The organism is Salinisphaera dokdonensis CL-ES53 (assembly GCF_040361215.1).
Taxonomy (GTDB): Bacteria; Pseudomonadota; Gammaproteobacteria; order Nevskiales; family Salinisphaeraceae; genus Salinisphaera; species Salinisphaera dokdonensis.
On sequence record NZ_APND01000002.1, the window covers coordinates 339,372 to 356,851 of the forward strand.

Annotated in this window: 14 protein-coding genes; 4 read left to right on the forward strand and 10 right to left on the reverse strand. The window is 64.3% G+C overall.

Features of this window, described 5'->3' with window-relative positions; genetic code table 11:
- Window positions 1-39: 39 nt before the first annotated feature.
- The 10 genes from SADO_RS07490 to SADO_RS07535 form a co-directional block, all read right to left on the reverse strand.
- Window positions 40-1,167 (reverse strand): enoyl-CoA hydratase/isomerase family protein, encoded by a 1,128-nt coding sequence (locus SADO_RS07490; RefSeq protein ID WP_353110556.1) that lies wholly within the window; start codon window positions 1,165-1,167, stop codon window positions 40-42.
- Window positions 1,168-1,188: 21 nt separating this feature from the next.
- Window positions 1,189-1,983, reverse strand: a complete 795-nt coding sequence (locus tag SADO_RS07495) for an enoyl-CoA hydratase (RefSeq protein ID WP_353110557.1) — start codon at window positions 1,981-1,983, stop codon at window positions 1,189-1,191.
- A complete protein-coding gene (locus tag SADO_RS07500) occupies window positions 1,980-3,140 on the reverse strand; it encodes an acyl-CoA dehydrogenase family protein (protein ID WP_353110558.1) in 1,161 nt (386 codons plus the stop codon). The genes SADO_RS07495 and SADO_RS07500 overlap by 4 nt, the downstream gene beginning before the upstream one ends.
- Before the next feature lie 53 nt (window positions 3,141-3,193).
- On the reverse strand, window positions 3,194-4,156 hold the full coding sequence (locus tag SADO_RS07505; protein ID WP_353110559.1) for a restriction endonuclease: 963 nt from the start codon (window positions 4,154-4,156) through the stop codon (window positions 3,194-3,196).
- A gap of 10 nt (window positions 4,157-4,166) precedes the next feature.
- Entirely contained in the window at window positions 4,167-5,693 is a 1,527-nt protein-coding gene (locus SADO_RS07510; protein WP_353110560.1) for a CoA-acylating methylmalonate-semialdehyde dehydrogenase, read from the reverse strand.
- An 87-nt stretch (window positions 5,694-5,780) separates the two neighbouring features.
- Window positions 5,781-7,004 carry an ABC transporter substrate-binding protein gene (locus SADO_RS07515; RefSeq protein ID WP_353110561.1) on the reverse strand — a complete coding sequence of 408 codons (1,224 nt, stop codon included), beginning with the start codon at window positions 7,002-7,004 and terminating at the stop codon, window positions 5,781-5,783.
- A gap of 264 nt (window positions 7,005-7,268) precedes the next feature.
- A complete protein-coding gene (locus tag SADO_RS07520) occupies window positions 7,269-10,718 on the reverse strand; it encodes a pyruvate carboxylase (protein WP_353110562.1) in 3,450 nt (1,149 codons plus the stop codon).
- 138 nt (window positions 10,719-10,856) lie between these two features.
- Window positions 10,857-11,678: a ZIP family metal transporter gene (locus SADO_RS07525; RefSeq protein ID WP_353110563.1), complete on the reverse strand. Its 822-nt coding sequence runs from the start codon at window positions 11,676-11,678 to the stop codon at window positions 10,857-10,859.
- A 3-nt stretch (window positions 11,679-11,681) separates the two neighbouring features.
- Window positions 11,682-13,853 carry a TonB-dependent receptor gene (locus tag SADO_RS07530; protein WP_353110564.1) on the reverse strand — a complete coding sequence of 724 codons (2,172 nt, stop codon included), beginning with the start codon at window positions 13,851-13,853 and terminating at the stop codon, window positions 11,682-11,684.
- Window positions 13,854-13,979: 126 nt separating this feature from the next.
- Window positions 13,980-14,153: a hypothetical protein gene (locus tag SADO_RS07535; RefSeq protein WP_434547889.1), complete on the reverse strand. Its 174-nt coding sequence runs from the start codon at window positions 14,151-14,153 to the stop codon at window positions 13,980-13,982.
- Window positions 14,154-14,321: 168 nt separating this feature from the next.
- On the opposite strand from SADO_RS07535, the gene SADO_RS07540 reads away from it, so the two are divergent.
- The 4 genes from SADO_RS07540 to fur all read left to right on the forward strand — a co-directional run bounded on the left by SADO_RS07540 (window position 14,322) and on the right by fur (window position 17,420).
- Entirely contained in the window at window positions 14,322-14,576 is a 255-nt protein-coding gene (locus SADO_RS07540; protein ID WP_353110565.1) for a Trm112 family protein, read from the forward strand.
- The gene (locus tag SADO_RS07545) at window positions 14,573-15,448 is read left to right on the forward strand and encodes a 6-pyruvoyl trahydropterin synthase family protein (RefSeq protein ID WP_353110566.1); all 876 of its coding nucleotides are present in this window, start codon (window positions 14,573-14,575) and stop codon (window positions 15,446-15,448) included. Before SADO_RS07540 ends, SADO_RS07545 begins: the two co-directional genes overlap by 4 nt.
- Before the next feature lie 108 nt (window positions 15,449-15,556).
- Entirely contained in the window at window positions 15,557-16,903 is a 1,347-nt protein-coding gene (locus tag SADO_RS07550; RefSeq protein WP_353110968.1) for a dihydroorotase, read from the forward strand.
- Window positions 16,904-16,988: 85 nt separating this feature from the next.
- Window positions 16,989-17,420, forward strand: a complete 432-nt coding sequence (fur, locus tag SADO_RS07555; protein ID WP_353110567.1) for a ferric iron uptake transcriptional regulator — start codon at window positions 16,989-16,991, stop codon at window positions 17,418-17,420.
- The last annotated feature ends 60 nt before the right edge of the window (window positions 17,421-17,480 follow it).

The following is a 17,480-nucleotide window of genomic DNA, read 5'->3' on the forward strand; positions in this document are numbered from 1 at the left end:
TTCTCCTCCTTATCTCGATTTTTATTTATAAATAGATTGTTAGAGATCGCCCAGCGGATGGCGATCGTAGTCTGCGGGTAGTTCGAAATAGGCGGCGACCTCTTCCGGGTCGACCTCGCCCAGCGTGGCCGGCGACCACTGCGGATTCTTGTCCTTGTCGACCAGCAGCGCGCGGATGCCCTCCGCGAAATCCGGCGCGCGCGTGCAGGCGATCGCAATCGCCAGTTCGCGGCGGAACACATCCTCGATCGACAGCTTCGGGTCGCGTGCCAGTTGGGCATGCACCACGGCCAGCGACATCGGGGACGCGCCAGCGATCGCCTTCGCGCCGTGCGCGAACCAGTCGTCGGTGTCGGCCTGCGCGGTGAGCCGCTGCTGGAATTCGGCCACCGTCGCGGTATCCGTGAGTCGGGCGATCGTGTGCTGGCGGGCAAACAACGCCGATTCGCGGCGTGCGTCTTCGGCCGCTGCGGCGTCCTCGAAATCACGCAGCGCGCGCGCCAGCACGGCATCGTCGGAGTTGCGTTCGCCCTGCCAGTCCAGCCCAGTGAGCGCGTCGAACAGCGCTTCGCGCTCGCTGGAGACGATGCGATAGTCGCCCAGGCCCAGCCACAGGGCGTCGCCGGGATGCATCGGCGTGGTAGTCAGGCCCAGGAACAGGCCGATCCGCTGCGGCATGCGGCCGAGAAACCAGCTGGCGCCGACGTCCGGGAACAACCCGATGGTGACTTCCGGCATCGCGATCTTGCTGCGTTCCGTGACCACGCGATGGCTGGCGCCGGCCATCACGCCCAGACCGCCGCCCATCACCGTGCCGTTACCCCAGCACAGCACCGGTTTGGGATAGCGATGGATGGTGTGATCGAGCCGATATTCGCGGGCGAAGAACGCCTCGGCGTCAGGGCTCGGCGCATCGCCGGTCGCCGTCATCGCCTTGTACAGGCCGATCACGTCGCCGCCGGCACAGAAGGCTTTCTCGCCCGCGCCATGCAGCACCACGCAGACGATATCGTCGCGTTTGGACCAGGCGTCGAGCCGGGCCTGTAGGCTGTCGATCATGGCGCGCGACAGCGAGTTCAGCGCGCGCTCGGCGTTGAGCAGGGCAAACGCTACGCAGCGCCCGTTGCCCGCATCGCGTTCTTCAAAGACGACGCTGCTATCGCTCATCGCGGATCCATTGACTCGGGTTCATGTACTGCGACTCCTGTTGTGATCCCATCGGGGTTCGCGTTTTTCCAGAAAGGCGGCCACGCCCTCGCCGGCATCCGAGCCGTCGAACAGGTCGCCGAAGGCCTCGCGCTCGCGGGCCAGGCCTGTTTCGAGATCGCCGGCATGGTTTGCGTGAATAAGTGCCTTGCTCGCGGCGAATGCGCGCGGGCTCTGGCGGCCGGCCTGTTCGGCCAGTGCGAGTGCGACGTCGCGCGCCTGCCCGGCCGGCACCGGTTCCTCGATCAGACCGATCCGCAGCGCGGTATCGGCATCGACGGTTTCGCCGCAGAGAATCAGCCGCTTGGCCCAGCCCGCGCCGACCTGGCGTGCGAGCGTCTGGGTGCCGCCGCCACAAGGCAGCAGCCCGACACGCCCTTCCGGCAAGCCGAATTGGGCATGGGCTTCGCCGATACGAATATCGCAGGCCAGCGCACACTCGAGGCCCGCGCCGAGACACCAGCCGTTGATGGCGGCGATGGTCAGGCCGGAGAAATCGTGCAGCCGGGTGATCACGGCGGCGAGCAGGCGCGTCAGCTCGCGTGCCTCGGCCGGGTTCACGCCTACATACATGTTGAGATCGTCACCGGCACAGAAGAAACGATCGCCGGCACCGGTGATCACGAGCGCTGCGACTGCCGGATCGGCTTCGAGCGCGTTCAGTTGGGCCGCGAGCTCGCGCAGGATCGAAGCGGTGAAGACATGCGCCGGCGGATTGTCTAAGGTCACGACCGCGGTGCGGCCGATGTACTCGATTCTCGGCACAGCCTCGCTCACCTGATCGTATCCCCGTCGTGATCGGCGAGCACACGCCGGGCGATGATCACGCGCATGATCTCGTTCGTGCCTTCCAGAATCTGGTGCACGCGTACGTCGCGGACATGGCGTTCCAGTGGGTATTCGCGGATATAGCCGTAGCCGCCGTGAATCTGCAGCGCGGTGTTGCAGATATCAAAGCAGCGATCGGTGGCGAAGCGCTTGGCCATGGCACAGAACGCCGTGGCCTCCGGGTGGCCATTATCGAGCCGGCTGGCCGCGAGCCAGACCATCTGCCGCGAGGCGAGCAGTTCGGTGGCCATGTCGGCCAGTTTGAATTGCAACGCCTGGAACGTCTCGAGCTTGCTGCCGAACTGTTCGCGTTCGGTCATATAGCGCCGGCTGGCGTCGAGTGCCGCCTGGGCGGTACCCAGCGAACAGGCGGCAATATTGATACGGCCGCCATCGAGGCCTTTCATGGCAATGGAAAACCCCTGGCCTTCCTCGCCGAGCCGGTTGGCGGCCGGCACGCGTACATCCTCGAAGGTGATCGTGCGCGTGGCCTGGCTGTTCCAGCCCATCTTGGGTTCCTTGCGCCCGTAGCTGATGCCGTCGCTGTCGGCCGGCACCGCAAAGGTGCTGATCCCAGCCGGCCCCGCCTTGCCGGTACGCGCCATCACCACCAGCAGATCGGTATCGCCCGCGCCGGAGATGAAGCACTTGCTGCCGTTGAGCACATAGGCATCGCCGTCGCGCTCGGCTTTCGTCTTCAGCGACGCCGCATCGGAGCCGGCGCCCGGCTCGGTCAGGCAATAGGAGGCCAGTTTCTCGCCGGCCGCCAGTTCGCCACACCACTGGTCGCGCACATCGTCACCGCCAAAGGTGGCCACCATCCAGGTCGCCATGTTGTGGATGCTGATATACGCCGCGGTCGACGTGCAGCCGCCCGAAAGCGCCTCGAAGATCATCGCGCTATCGAGGCGCGCCAGTCCGAGCCCGCCCTGCGCCTCCGGCGTGTACAGCCCGCAGAAGCCCAGTTCGCCGGCCTGGGCGATCACGTCACGCGGGAAGATCGATTCCGCATCCCATTCCGCGGCCTTGGGCGCGAGTGCCTTGCGCGCGAAGTCCTCGGCCGCTTCACGCAGAGCGATCTGGGTGTCGTCGAGTTCGAAATTCATATCTAGCGCTCAGAGCAGCCCTCGCAACTTCGGCCGACCTACGGATCAACGGCCTACTGGTGATTTGATACATAGTGCTCAACTACAAGTTTGGCGAACTGCTCCCCATCCACGAGTTCGATAACTACACCTGTAGCATCCGAATACTCTGCGGCTTTACGTATTGCCGCCTCCGATACCGTGCCCGATGTCACGACCATTCCATGCTGGGCAGCTTCCGCCTCTAAACCATCTATAAGTTGGCCGACGACCTTAGGTCCTAGCGCAGGTTTGGCTTGCCAGTGCTTAGCCTGTACCGCCACCTTTTGCTGAAATATGCCCGCTACGGAAAATGTAGCCAGAATGTCAGCGCCTTTGTCTTTGCTCCTAGGCACAACTGACGCTTCGGTAGCCCCTAATCCGAGCAAGACCTCTTTAATCAAATTCTCGAACGCATAACTCTCCATACGACCGCTTCTAAGCTCGGCCAGAGTCTCGCTAACTAATCGAGCTCGTAAGTCACGCTCAAACGAAGGCTTAACGCCTGTGCCTGCGATGCTGAGGCATTCTTTTATTTGCGGCAGCAGGTCGTTTGCGGAAGCGCAAGTCCCCTGCGTTTTCATCCGAGAAGTAAGCGCTGCTTTGGCATACTTCCGGGGTATTGCTTTTTTATTATTCAGCCACTTAACAGGCCGACGATAGGCAGTATCCTCAGAAATTTTGCTATCTAAATAGCGCGCTGGGCCGGAAACCTCAGCTACGTAGAACTTGCTCCCTCGCGGAACCACAACTAGGTCGCCTATCTCCATACTTCTTATGAACCGCCACAAGTGCCCGGACGCCGCACCAGCTTTACGCAAATTGCTCTCGCCCGAATAGTATGTATCGCTGACTATCCGCCGAAACTGGCCCCAGTTGAGCTTCAGATCTAACAGGCCATCCGCGTGCGACCATCCGAGGATTAATTCGTCGTCCTCTAAAGCTTCGCGGACTCGATCAAGTCCACTTGGAGCAACTCTTAGAACAAAAGCGCCCATATCTAATCCTCTATCGCATACTGATCGTCATGTTCGGTCCGTCGGGCACGTCATCTTCCGGCCAGCGCGAGAGCACGGTCTTGGTTTCGGTATAGAAACGCACGGCCTGCTTGCCGTAGGCGTGCAGGTCGCCGAAGAAAGAGTTCTTCGAGCCGGTGAAGGAGAAGAACGGCGCCGGCACCGGAATCGGCAGATTGATGCCCACTTGACCGACTTCGGTCTCGTACTGGTACTTGCGAGCGGCCGCGCCCGACTTGGTATAGATCGAGGTGCCGTTGCCGTAAGGATTGGCGTTGACCAGTTCGATCGCTTCTTCGAGCGTGTCGACGTGCATCACGCACAGCGCGGGGCCGAAGATCTCTTCGTTGTAGACCTTCATTTCGGTGGTGACGTTGTCGAACAGGGTCGGACCGATCCAGTTGCCGTCCGGGTAGCCCTCGACCGTCACTTCCGAGCCGTCGAGCAGTACGTCGGCGCCTTCGGCGGCCGCGCCCTGGATCAGCTCGCGCACGCGATCGCGTGACTTCTTGTTGATCAGCGGGCCGTAGGCCGCGCCGTCGTCGCCCGGCGCGCCGGGGCGGATAGCGCCCAGCGCATTCTTGATGTCGTCGACCCAGTCGCGGGTCGATTCGCCCACCAGCACGGCGACCGAGATCGCCATGCAGCGCTGACCGGCCGCGCCGCAGGACGAACCCACGAGCGAGGACACGACCTGATCCTTGTCGGCATCGGGCATGACGATCATGTGGTTCTTCGCGCCCGCCATGGCCTGTACGCGCTTGAGATTCTGCGTGCCGCGGCGATAGACGTGCTCGGCGACCGGCACGGAGCCGACGAAGGACACGGCCTTCACGTCCGGATGATCGAGAATCGCGTCCACCTGGCGCTTGTCGCCGTGGATCAGCTGCAGCAGGCCTTTCGGAAAACCCGCTTCGGCAAACAGTTCGGTGAGCATGACCGTGGTGAGCGGATCCTGCTCGGACGGCTTGAGGATGAAGCTGTTGCCGCAGGCCACGGCCAGCGGGTACATCCACAGCGGGATCATGGCCGGAAAGTTGAACGGGGTGATGCCCGCACAGACGCCGATCGGGTGCACATAGCTGTGCGTGTCGATATTGCGGGCCACGTTCTCGGCGGTCTCGCCCATCATGTGGGTGGTCATGCCGCAGCCGTGCTCGACCACTTCGATACCGCGCCAGACGTCGCCCATGGCATCGGCAAAGGTCTTGCCGGTCTCTTCCGACAGCACCTTGGCGATGTCTTCCTGACGCTCCTTGAGCAGCGTCTGGTACTTGAACAGATAGCGCACGCGCTCGACCGTGGGCACGTCGCGCCATTCCTTGAACGCGGCCTTGGCGGATTCGACCGCGCGCTGCATTTCGTCGTCGGTGGCGACCGGGACCTGGGCGATGACCTCCTGGGTAGCCGGATTGTTCAGCTCGATCCAGTCGCTGGTCGTGCTGTCGACGAACTCGCCGTCGATGAACAAGGGCACCTTGCCGTTGGCGCGGATACGGTCAATCTGCTTGTCGGTCATGGTCGAACACTCAGTAGTCTGGGAAGTACAAAAGAGCACCGCCGGCGCGAACGCCGGCGGCCGTGGTTTCAGGTCGTGCGGTGCGAACTAGTTCTTGAGCATCGCGCAGCCGGATTCGGACAGCGGCGGGTAGGCCTGGTCGCCCGGGATCGTGCGCTCGACGGTGGCCACGTCCCAGTGGCTTTCAGACTCGTCGGCCTTTTTTACCTTGAGCAGGTACATGTCGTGCTGCAGCAGGCCGTCGTCGCGGATCGTGCCGCCCTTGGCGAAAAAGTCGTCGATCGGCTTGTTGCCAATGGCTTCGCGCACGGCATCGCTTTCGTCGGTGCCCGCCGCCTTGACCGCGTTCAAATAGGCCGTCGTGGCCGAGTAGAGGGCCGCATGCGGGAAGGTGGGCGTGGTGCCGCCATTGGCGAGATAGCGCTTGGTCCATTCCCGCGATTCGTCGTCGTTGTCCCAGTACCAGCCGACGGTGAACTGCAGGCCGGCCGTGGTATCCAGACCCAGGCTCTGCACGTCGGAGATCAACACCAGCATGCCGGCCAGGGCCTGGCCGCCCGAGACGATGCCGAACTCGTTGGCCTGCCGGACCGCGTTGGTGGTGTCCTGACCGGCATTGGCCAGGGCGATCACATCCGCGCCGGAACTCTTGGCCTGCAGCAGGTAGGAGGAGAAGTCATTGGTGCCCAGCGGCGCCCGGACCTGCCCGACCACCGAGCCGCCGAGCTCCTTGACCACCGCGGCGGTATTCTTCTCCAGCGAATGTCCGAACGCATAGTCGGCGGTGATGAAGAACCATTTCTTGCCGCCGTTTTTCACGATCGCTGTAGCCGTGCCCACCGGCAGGGCCTGGGTGTTGTAGCCGTAGTCGATCCCGTACTTGGTGCAGGCCTCGTTGGTCAGCTGCGACGTTGCGGAACCGGTATCCATGGTGATGATGCCCTTGTTGGACGCCAACTGTTGCACGGCCAGGGCGACCGCACTGTTGGTGGTGTCCAGGATCACGTCGACCCCTTCCTGGTCGATCCATTCACGGGCCGTGGACGAGGCGATATCCGCCTTGTTCTGATGATCGGCCGAGACCACCTCGATTTCCTCGCCGAGCACCTCGCCGCCGAAATCCTCGACCGCCATCTTCACCGCAGCGACCGAACCCCGGCCGCTGAAGCCGGTGGAGTAGACGCCGGACATATCGCCCAGCACACCGATCCGAACCTTGCCGTCGTCATTACCGGCCGCATGTGCCGGCATGCCGGCCGCCATTGCGCCGGCCACGGTCAGCGCTGACAGCGCGCCTCGCAGTTTGCCCATCGCCATCTCTCCTCGTTAATAATTGTTGTCGTTGCACAGTGCAGCACCCACGGAAGAGCGGCCCATACGACTTTGGTGGAATGCTTGACGCGCGGCGGACGGGTTCCCGGAATTACCGTGACTTGGGCCGCGAGCGGCGATCCTGGAGCTATTTACTGTCCCTGGGCGAGCGGCACGCAGGGCCGCACTGACCGCTGGCCGGAGCTACCGGGCCATCGGTCGATGATTCATAGCGCGAGGACTGGCCGGGAACCCGGTCGGCGGCTACGGCGCTTCCAGAGTTACCAGCAGGTCGCCGGCCGCGACCGTCACGCCGCTGGAGACATGCAGCGTCGCGATCTTGCCGTCGTGCGACGCGGAAATCGTGGTCTCCATTTTCATCGCTTCCAGCCCCAGCAACGCGTCCCCGGCCTTCACTTCCTGGCCTTCACGCACGGCCGTGTGCACGACCATGCCCGGCATCGGCGCGCCGACCTGATTGGCGTCGGCCTTGTCGGCCTTGGGGTGGGCGACGGCCGCATCGCTGCCCGCACGCGCGATACGAATCGGGCGCGGCTGGCCGTTGAGCTCGAAGAACAGGCGCACGATGCCGTCCTCGTCGGCATCCGCCTGGCCCTGCAGGCTGATGAGCAAGCGCTTGCCCGGCTCGATATCCACCAGCGTTTCTTCCTCGCCGCGCAGGCCGTAGAAGAACACCTGGGTCGACAGCGGGCTGACGTTGCCATAGCGCTGACGATGGGCGACGTAATCGGCGAACACCTTGGGATACATCAGGTGCGAGGCGAGCTGGCTATCGCTGAGTTCAGTACCGAGTTCTTCGCCAGCCTTGGCGCGCTCGGCCTCCAGATCGATATCCTCCAGCAACGCGCCGGGTCGATCGGTGAGCGGCTGTTCGCCGCGCAGCACTTTCTTCTGCAGCGCTTCGGGAAAGCCGTCGGCCGGAAAACCCAGCTCGCCCTTGAACAGCGCCACCACGGAATCCGGGAAATCGATATCCACGTCCGGGTCGGCAATCTCCTCGGCACTGCGGTCGTTGGAGACCATATGCAGCGCCATGTCGCCGACCACCTTGGAGGTGGGCGTGACCTTCACGATATCGCCGAACAGCTGGTTGACCTGCAAATAGGCCCTGGCGATCTCGGGCCAGCGATCGGCCAGGCCCAGCGCGCGCGCCTGCTCGCGCAGGTTGGTGTACTGCCCGCCCGGCATCTCGTGGCGATAGACATCGGCTGTGCCGGAGCGCACGTTGGCCTCGAACGGCGCATAGACGCTGCGCACGCCTTCCCAGTAGTTGGACAACGACTGCATCGCCTCGCGGTCGATGCCCGGATCGCGGTCGCCGTGTTCGAGCGCAGCGGCCATGGAGCCGAGATTGGGCTGCGACGTCAGGCCGCTCATCGAGTCCAGCGCGCCATCGATGGCGTCCACGCCGGCCTCGACCGCGGCGAGCAGCGTGGAGGCCGCGATGCCGGAGGTGTCGTGGGTGTGGAAATGAATCGGCAGGCCGGTTTCCTGTTTCAGCACGCGGACCAGTTCGGCCGCTGCACGCGGGCGACAGATACCGGCCATGTCCTTGATGCCGAGCACGTGCGCGCCGGCTTTTTCCAGCGCCTTCGCCTTGTCGACGTAGTACTTGAGGTTGTACTTCGGCCGGCTCTTGTCGAACAGATCGCCGGTGTAGCAGATCGTGCCCTCGCAGACGCCGCCGGCATCGATGACCGCGTCCATGGCCACGCGCATGTTCTCCACCCAATTGAGCGAATCGAACACGCGGAAGATATCGATACCGTTGCTCGCCGCCTGCTGCACGAAATAGCGCACGACGTTGTCGGGATAGTTGGTATAGCCGACGGCGTTGGAGGCACGCAGCAACATCTGCAGCGGGATATTGGGCGCCGCCTCGCGAACCAGAGCCAGGCGCTCCCACGGGTCTTCCTTGAGAAAACGCAGGGCCACGTCGAAGGTCGCCCCGCCCCAGCATTCCAACGACAACAGGCCGGGCAACATGCGCGCGTAATACGGCGCGATGGCGGCGATGTCCTGCGTGCGCATGCGCGTGGCGAGCAGCGACTGGTGCGCATCGCGCATGGTGGTATCGGTAAGCAGCACGCGCTGCTGGTCGCGCATCCACTGGCCGAAGGCGGTCGGGCCGCGGTCGAGCAGTTCGTCGCGCAGGCCGCGCGGCGGGGCCGCTTGCAGATCGCAGGCCGGTAGCGGCGCCTCCGGGAAGACGATGCGGGGCACCGTGCGGCCTTCCATCTGCGGATGGCCGTTGACCGTCACGTCGCCGATGAAGCGCAGCAATCGCGTGGCGCGATCCTGGCGGGCCTTGAACTCGAACAGCTCGGGCGTGGTGTCGATGAAGCGGGTGGTGTATTCCGCCGCCTTGAAACTCGGATGGCCGATGACGTTTTCGAGGAACTGCAGGTTGGTCGACAGCCCGCGAATCCGAAATTCACGCAGCGCGCGGTCCATGCGCGAGATGGTGGCATCGACCGTACGCGCCCAGGTGGTCACCTTGACCAGCAGCGAGTCGTAATACGGCGTGATCACCGCGCCGGTATAGGCCGTGCCGCCGTCCAGGCGCACGCCGAAACCGGCCGAGCTGCGATAGGCGGTGAGTCGCCCGTGGTCGGGCGCGAAGCCGTTCTCCGGGTCCTCGGTGGTCACACGACACTGCAGCGCGTGGCCATCGATGGTGATCAGTTCCTGGGCCGGCAGCGCGTCGTCCTCGCCGATCGCCGCACCTTCGGCGATCCGGATCTGGGCGCGCACCACGTCCACGCCGGTGACTTCCTCGGTCACCGTATGCTCGACCTGGATACGCGGATTGACCTCGATGAAATAGAACTCGCCGCTATCCACATCGAGCAGGAATTCCACCGTGCCCGCACCGACATAGCCGAGGTGCGAACACAGGCGCATCGCCGAATCACACAGCCCTTTGCGGGTGGCGTCGTCCAAATACGGCGCTGGCGCGCGCTCGACCACTTTCTGGTTGCGCCGCTGTACGGAGCAATCGCGCTCGAACAGATGCACGACATTGCCGTGCGTATCGCCCAGGATCTGGACCTCCACATGGCGGGCACGCTCGACCAGTTTTTCCAGATAGACGTCGTCGTTGCCGAACGCCGAACCGGCCTCGCGCTTGGCGATATCGACCTCGTCGAGCAGCTTGTCGGGCGCTTCCACCCGGCGCATGCCGCGCCCGCCGCCACCCCAGCTGGCCTTGATCATGATCGGGTAGCCGAGCTTGTCGGCGATGGCGACGATCTCGTCGCGATCCTCCGGCAACACGCCGGAGGCGGGAATCACCGGCACCCCGGTGCGCTCCGCGGCCTCGCGCGCCGAGACCTTGTCGCCGAAGGCGTTGAGCACGTCGACCGGCGGGCCGATGAAGGCGATACCGGCCGCGTCGCAGGCCCTGGCGAATTCCGGGTTCTCGGACAGGAAGCCGTAACCGGGATGGATCGCGTCGGCGCCGCAGTCGCGGGCCACCTGGATGATGGCGTCGATATCCAGATAAGCCGCAATCGGCTGCTGGCCGCTGCCGACCAGATAGCTCTCGTCCGCCTTGAAGCGGTGCAGCGCGAAACGATCCTCGTGCGCGTAGATCGCGACGGTGCGAATGCCCATCTCGTTGGCAGTACGCATGACACGTATCGCAATCTCGCCGCGGTTGGCGACGAGCAGCTTACGGACCCGATTCGACATCGTTTTCTCCGGCACGCGACGCGGACGTCGCAGGTTTGCAGCGCCGCAGCCGCGACGCATGAACACGTCACCAGATTAAAGCATGCCCGGGCCGCGGCCGGCGCCGCGCGCGTCAGCGGCCGCTACGAACGATGCGGTTCAGCCAATCGCCAGACGCAACACCAGCATCAAACCCATACCAGTCAGCACCGGCAAGCCGATAGACGCGCTCGCGCGCGTCGTGTCATCGGCACCCGGGCCGTCGAGCGCCACGCATTCAAGGCCGACATGCAGAAAGATGCCGGTCGCCACGCCCTGGCAGGCGGCCGCGACCGAAATAGACGGCGGCAGCGCGCCGACCACGAGCGCTGTCGGTACCGCCGCGATGCCCACAATGCACGCCGGCCATGTCACGCCCGCCAGCGCATCTCCGCGCTCGCGCAGCCGACGGGCCACGGCATAACCGGCAGGCAACTTGTGGGCAACGATCGCCGTACCCAGCCACACCCCGAGATCGGGCAGGCGCGCATAGATGAGGCCGATCACCAGACCCACGCCTGCCGAATGCACGGTGAGCGCGAGCAGGCGCGATTCATGAAGCGCGCCGCGTGCATGGCGCGGCGCACGACAAGCGTGATGCAGCGCGAGACCGGCCCAAAGGCCGGCCGCCACGCCGACGCCGGCAATCGGCGCGTCGAGCGTCATGGCCTTGGGCAGCAGCAACACACAGGCCGCCGCGATCATCGCGCCGCCGGCGACGCCGTCCAGCGCCTGCCACAGCCAACCATCGCCGGCCGGGCGATAGCCGATCGCGGCACCGGCAAACATGGCGAAACCACCGGTCACCGCGATGAACACGACCTTGTCGTAACCGGCCATCGCGCCCGCGACCAGTGCCAACACGAAGGCTATCGCCACGCCGGTGGCGATAGCCCGATCCCGGTCCGGGCCGGGCACGGCGGAAACAGCAGCACGCGCCATGACCTAACCTCCGAACGGCACGCGCGCGGTCAGGCGCACGTCGCGACCGGGTGACAACGCATAGCCCTTGTAGGTGTCGAGAAAGCCGCGGTAGTCCTCGTCGAGCAGGTTGTTGATCGCCAGATCGAGATGCACGGTCTGGCCGGCGATACGCGGCGAGAACCCGGCACCTAGATCGACGAGGACATAATCATCGGTCGAGGCGCTGCCGAAGGGCGCATTATCGAACTGTTCGAACGGCTCACCGGGCGTGCCGTCTTTCGACGCGTAGTAGCGCAGCGTGACCGACCCCCGCGGGTCGCGCAGCCAGCCGTCGCTGGCCGGCGTGAATTCGGCGCCCAGACGGACGTTGTCCGCCGGCAGGAGCGGCAGATCGCTGCCGTTGTCGCGACGCTCGCCGTCGACGGTTTCGGCGGCAGCCGAGAGCATGAGCCAGTCGTTGACGTCCTTCTCGATCGACAGTTCGGCACCAACAAGCCGGGCGTCGGTCTGGTCGTTGGCAAATACCGGCAGACCGTTGACCGTAGCCCCGGTGTCGCGCAGGAAGATGTAGTTGTCGATCACGTTGCGATAGACCGTGGCCTTCGCCCGCATCGTCGGCGATGCCCAGCGCAGGGACAGATCCGTATTGAGCGAGGTTTCCTCCTCGAGATCGGGGTCGCCCTGCTGGAAGGCCGCGACGCCGCCGTGTACGCCGCTCGCGTACAGCTCGAACAGCGTCGGCGCCCGAAAGCCCCGGCCGACGTTCGCCGCCACCGACAGTCGCTCGGTGAGGCTGTAGATGCCGCCAAGCGAGCCGGTGACCACGTCGTAGGACTGCTTCCCGGCGTCGATCACGCTTTGTGACGGGTTAGCCGTCTTCGAGGCGTCGCCTTCGATCTCGTGATGGTCGTAGCGCAGCCCTGCCTGAAGCAGCAGATCGACGATGCCTTTCTCCTCGAAGGCGAACACGGCCATGTTGTCCACATCGCCGCCGGGCGAAAGCTGAGTGGTGCCGCGCGAGACCTGATCCTTGGTGGTGTATTCGACGCCCACCGTGCCGCCGTCGAGACCCAGTACCGGGCCGTGCTGGCCTTCCAGACGCGCGGTGTACTGGTCGAATTCGATATCGATAGCGTTGTCGAAACCCGCCACCCGCGGCGTGCCGGCCGCATTCGAGCGACGGCGGTTGTTCTGCCAGACGAGCTTCGGCTTCCAGGTGATGCCGCCGGCCTCTTTTTCCGCGGCGAGCTCGACCTGTTCATTGTCGATGAATTGGCCGACGCCTTCCTCGCCCGCCGCTGGCGGTAGATTGCCCGCCGGCGGCGGGAGCAGGAAGTTGTGTTCGTCGTTGAAGCGCGAGTAGCGCGCGGTCCATTCGCCGCCACCGTCGTCGCGATAGCCCAGTGCGAAATCGCCGTTGACCTGGTCGAAGTCGGTATTACCGAGCTTGCCGGTATAGGCCGGCGCATCCTGCAGTTCGGCGCTCGGTGCCGGCGGAAAATAAGTCGATTCATCGGGCGTTTCGATATCACCCGCGCTGCGGCGGATAATGCCAGCCGAATAGCCGAAGCGGCCGTCGCCACCACTGGCCTTGACGCCCGTATCCCACTGGTCGTTATTGGTGGAATAGCGGGTCAGCGTTTCGCCCTCGATGGGGTTGTCCCAGGCGATATCCTGCGGCAGCAGGTTGATCGCCCCGCCCAGCGCGCTGGAGCCGTAAAGCACGCTCGAGGCGCCGCGCACGACCTCGGCGCGGCCGAGCAGGAAGGTATCCGTCGTCGGCATGTGACGCACACCGTACTGCTGGTGATCCATGCCCACACCGTTGGACAGGATCTTGATGCGTTCGCCCGAGAGCCCGCGGATCACCGGCTTGCCGACGCTGTTGCCGGTGCCGATTGAATTCACCCCGGCCAGATCGTCGAGTGCTTCGCCGAGATTGGTCGCGCCTTTGGCTTCGATCGTGTCGGATTCGAGCACGTCGACATTGGCCGCCTGCGAAAACGGACTGCCCGGCAGCGGCACGCCAGTGACCGAAATCGGGCCGAGTGCCTGCTCGGTTTCCGTATTTGCAGCTGATAGATCGAGGGTTTCAACCTCGCCCGTGCCGGGCTGCGCCCAAGCGCTATGTAATAGCGTTGCATTAGCGAGCAGAACGCATGCGATCGCCTGCCCGCGTCTGATTCGCGTCATGATTTGTCTCCCTGGTAAAAGCGGAACCGCTCGGGCTCTCGATCAATATTGTTATATTATTACATATCAATCAAGATGCCTGCGACTTCCTCGCCTCCTCGACCGGAACGACGCCGGGCTATGCATTCAACCGCAGCCTGCAGTAGGCGCCGCGATAACGTCGTCCTCGGCGAACGACAACGGCGTGCCGCAGCCTTCGAAGATGCCGTAGTGGGTATCGAAATCGCCTACGAACTCGAAATGCCGCGCGAAGCAGCTGTCGACGAGCATTCGCCAGGTATTGCCGCAGACCGAAAACACGCGCGCCGCCTCGATAGGGTGATGGTTGTCGAGCCGGCAAGCATGCAGCGCATCGTCGGGCGTGCCTATCCCGGCTCGAGCACTCTCACCTTAACCCTGCTCTCAACCACCGGCAGCAGCACGCGCGAATGCTAGAATCCGGCTTTGAATCGCACCCGGATCGCGCTCGTGGACAAGAAACTGCTCGATATTCTCGTATGCCCGGTCTCCGGCGCCGCGGTGTCGCTGGCCGATGCCGAGACGCTGTCGCAGATGAACGCCCGTATCGACGCCGGTAACGCGCGGTATGTGGACGAAAGCAGCGTGACCGAGCCGCTGGACGCCGCACTGGTAACCGCCGATCGGGCGACGGCCTATCGCGTCGACGACGGCATTCCCGTAATGCTGCCCGAGCGCGGCATCGACCTGTCAGCCGGCGCGTGAACCCCGTCGCGGGCCAGACTGCCGGGCGCGACCGGCCGCTGGATCTGTTCGTCGAACAGCTCACGCATATCGATTGCGGTGTGTTGGATACCGAACTCGGCCTGATCGGCCGTACCTGGCTGGTCGATGTCGTACTCACGGGCCGACGCGATGAGCACGGCATGCTGTTCGACTTCGGCCCGGCCAAGCGCGAGATCAAGGCCGAGATCGATGCGCTGGTCGATCATCGCCTGCTGGTGCCTCTGAGGGCGCCGGGCCTTTCCCGCCACGGCGACAAACTGTCGCTGACGACCGCCGACGGCGCGCGTATCGATTACGAAGGCCCGGAGACGGCCATCGCCACGCTCGACGCCGAATGCGTCACGCCTGAACTGCTCGAGGACTGGCTCACGGAACATCTGCGCACCCTGCTGCCGACCAATATCGACGGCTTGCAACTGACCCTGTACGAAGAGTCGATCCCCGACGCGCACTACCACTACTGCCACGGTCTGCGCACGCACGATGGCAACTGCCAACGCATGGGCCACGGCCACCGCTGTCGTGTTGGCGTGGAAATCGATGATCAGGACCGCCCGGACATCGCGCGCGACTGGGCCGCACGCTGGCAAGGCATCTACATCGGCGAGCAGTCGGACCTGGCCACCACCGACGACGCCGGCCGGCATCATTTCGCCTATACCGCGCCCCAGGGCAATTTCGCGCTCGCGATCGATGCCGCGCGTTGCGTCGTGCTCGATGGCCCGCCGACAGTCGAGAATGTCGCTGACCATATCGCCGGCGAGCTCGCCCTCTCACATCCCGGCAAGCGGGTCGCCGTGCGCGCTTATGAAGGCGTCGGCAAGGGCGCGATAGCGCGGCGCGGCGACTAGCCACGCCCTGCCCCAACCGGCAGGTGTCGGGACAAACGACAGCGAGGTTGACGCGAACCGTCGGCCGACACGCTAGACTTGGTGGCCCAATCCGAACAGCGCCGCCGCATGACCGACTATCTCATCGCGAACGCCCGTATCGTCAACGAAGGCCAGCGCCGCGAGGCCGACGTGCTCATCCGCGAAGGCCGGATCGAGAAGATCGCCGCCGCAATCGACGCGCCTGGCGACGTCGAGGTGATCGACGCCCAGGGTCGATTCCTGCTGCCCGGCATGATCGACGATCAGGTCCATTTCCGTGAGCCGGGCCTGACCGCCAAGGCCGATCTCGCCAGCGAGTCGCGCGCCGCCGTGGCCGGCGGCATCACCAGCTTCATGGACATGCCCAACGTGAAGCCGCCGACCATCGACAACGACAGCCTCGCCGCCAAGCACGAACTCGCACGCGGGCGCTGCACGGCCAACTTCGGCTTCCACTTCGGCGCGACCAACGACAATATCGAGGACATCAAGCAGCTCGATACCCGTCTGGCCGCTGGCGTGAAGATCTTCATGGGTGCGTCCACCGGCAAGATGCTGGTCGACGACGACACCGCACTCGAGCAGATCTTCGAGCATTCGCCGCTGACCGTGCTCACGCACTGCGAAGACACACCGATGATCGAACGCAACGCCGCGCGGGCACGAGAGCTCTACGGCGACGACGTGCCCATGAGCGAGCACCCGGTCATCCGCTCGCGCGAAGCCTGCTATGCCTCGTCCTCCAAGGCGATGGACCTGGCGCGCCGCCACGGCACCCAGCTGCATATCCTGCATATCACCACCGCCGACGAGCTGGAACTGTTCGAGCGCGGTGCGATGGGCAACAAGCAGATCACCGCCGAAGCCTGTATCCATCATCTGTTCTTCGAGGACAGCGATTACGCCGCGCGCGGCACGCTGATCAAGTGCAACCCGGCGATCAAGACCCACGATGATCGCGATGCCCTATTGAAAGCGCTGGCCGAGGACCGCATCGACGTGTTGGCAACGGATCACGCGCCGCATCTGTTCGAGGAAAAGGACACCCCCTACTTCGACGCGCCCGCCGGGCTGCCGTTGGTTCAGCACGCAATGGTGTCGCTGCTGGATCACGTCAGCGCCGGGCACTTCAGCCTCGAACAACTTGTGACCAAAGCCGCGCACAATCCGGCCGACCGTTTCGGCGTCGCCGAGCGCGGTTATATCCGCGAAGGCTACTGGGCCGATCTGGTGCTGGTGGACATGGACGGCCAGACCGTGGTCGACAACGAGCCGGTGCTGGCCAAGTGTGGCTGGACGCCGTTCTCCGGCCATACCTTCCAAAGCCGCATCATGAGCACCTTCGTATCTGGCCAACTGGCCTATCATGAAGGTAAACTTAGCCAAGGCTGTATCGGTCAGGCGCTGACTTACAACCGCGACCGCAGGCGGTAGGTCCTGCGCCCGGCCGGGCTGAATCATTCAGCGCCCGGGCGGTCCAAACACACGGCCACCGCCTGATTTATTGAGGTGTCGACGCATGCAAACCAGCGATCTGCGCAAAGCCGGACTCAAGGCGACACTACCCCGCCTGAAGATACTGGAAGTGCTACAGAACAACCGCGAGGATCATCTCTCGGCGGAGGACGTCTATCGTCGGCTCATGGAGCACGACGAGGATATCGGCCTGGCGACGATCTACCGCGTGCTCTCGCAGTTCGAGGACGCGGGCCTGGTGATCCGACACCATTTCGAGGACGGGCACGCCCTGTTCGAACTCGAACAGGGCCCGCATGATCACCTGATCTGCGTGAAATGCGGCAAGATCGAGGAATTCTTCGATACCGAGATTCAGGAGCGCCAGCGCGACGTGGCCCAGAAGTCCGGCTTCGACCTGTCCAAGCACACCCTCGTGCTCTACGGCGAATGCCGCACGGACAACTGCGAAAACGACACCAAGAAGAACTCGTAAGCGCCCGCCCGAGAGATCGGGCGCGGCCCGCCCGCAAACCTGCCCGCGGCGCGCCCACGC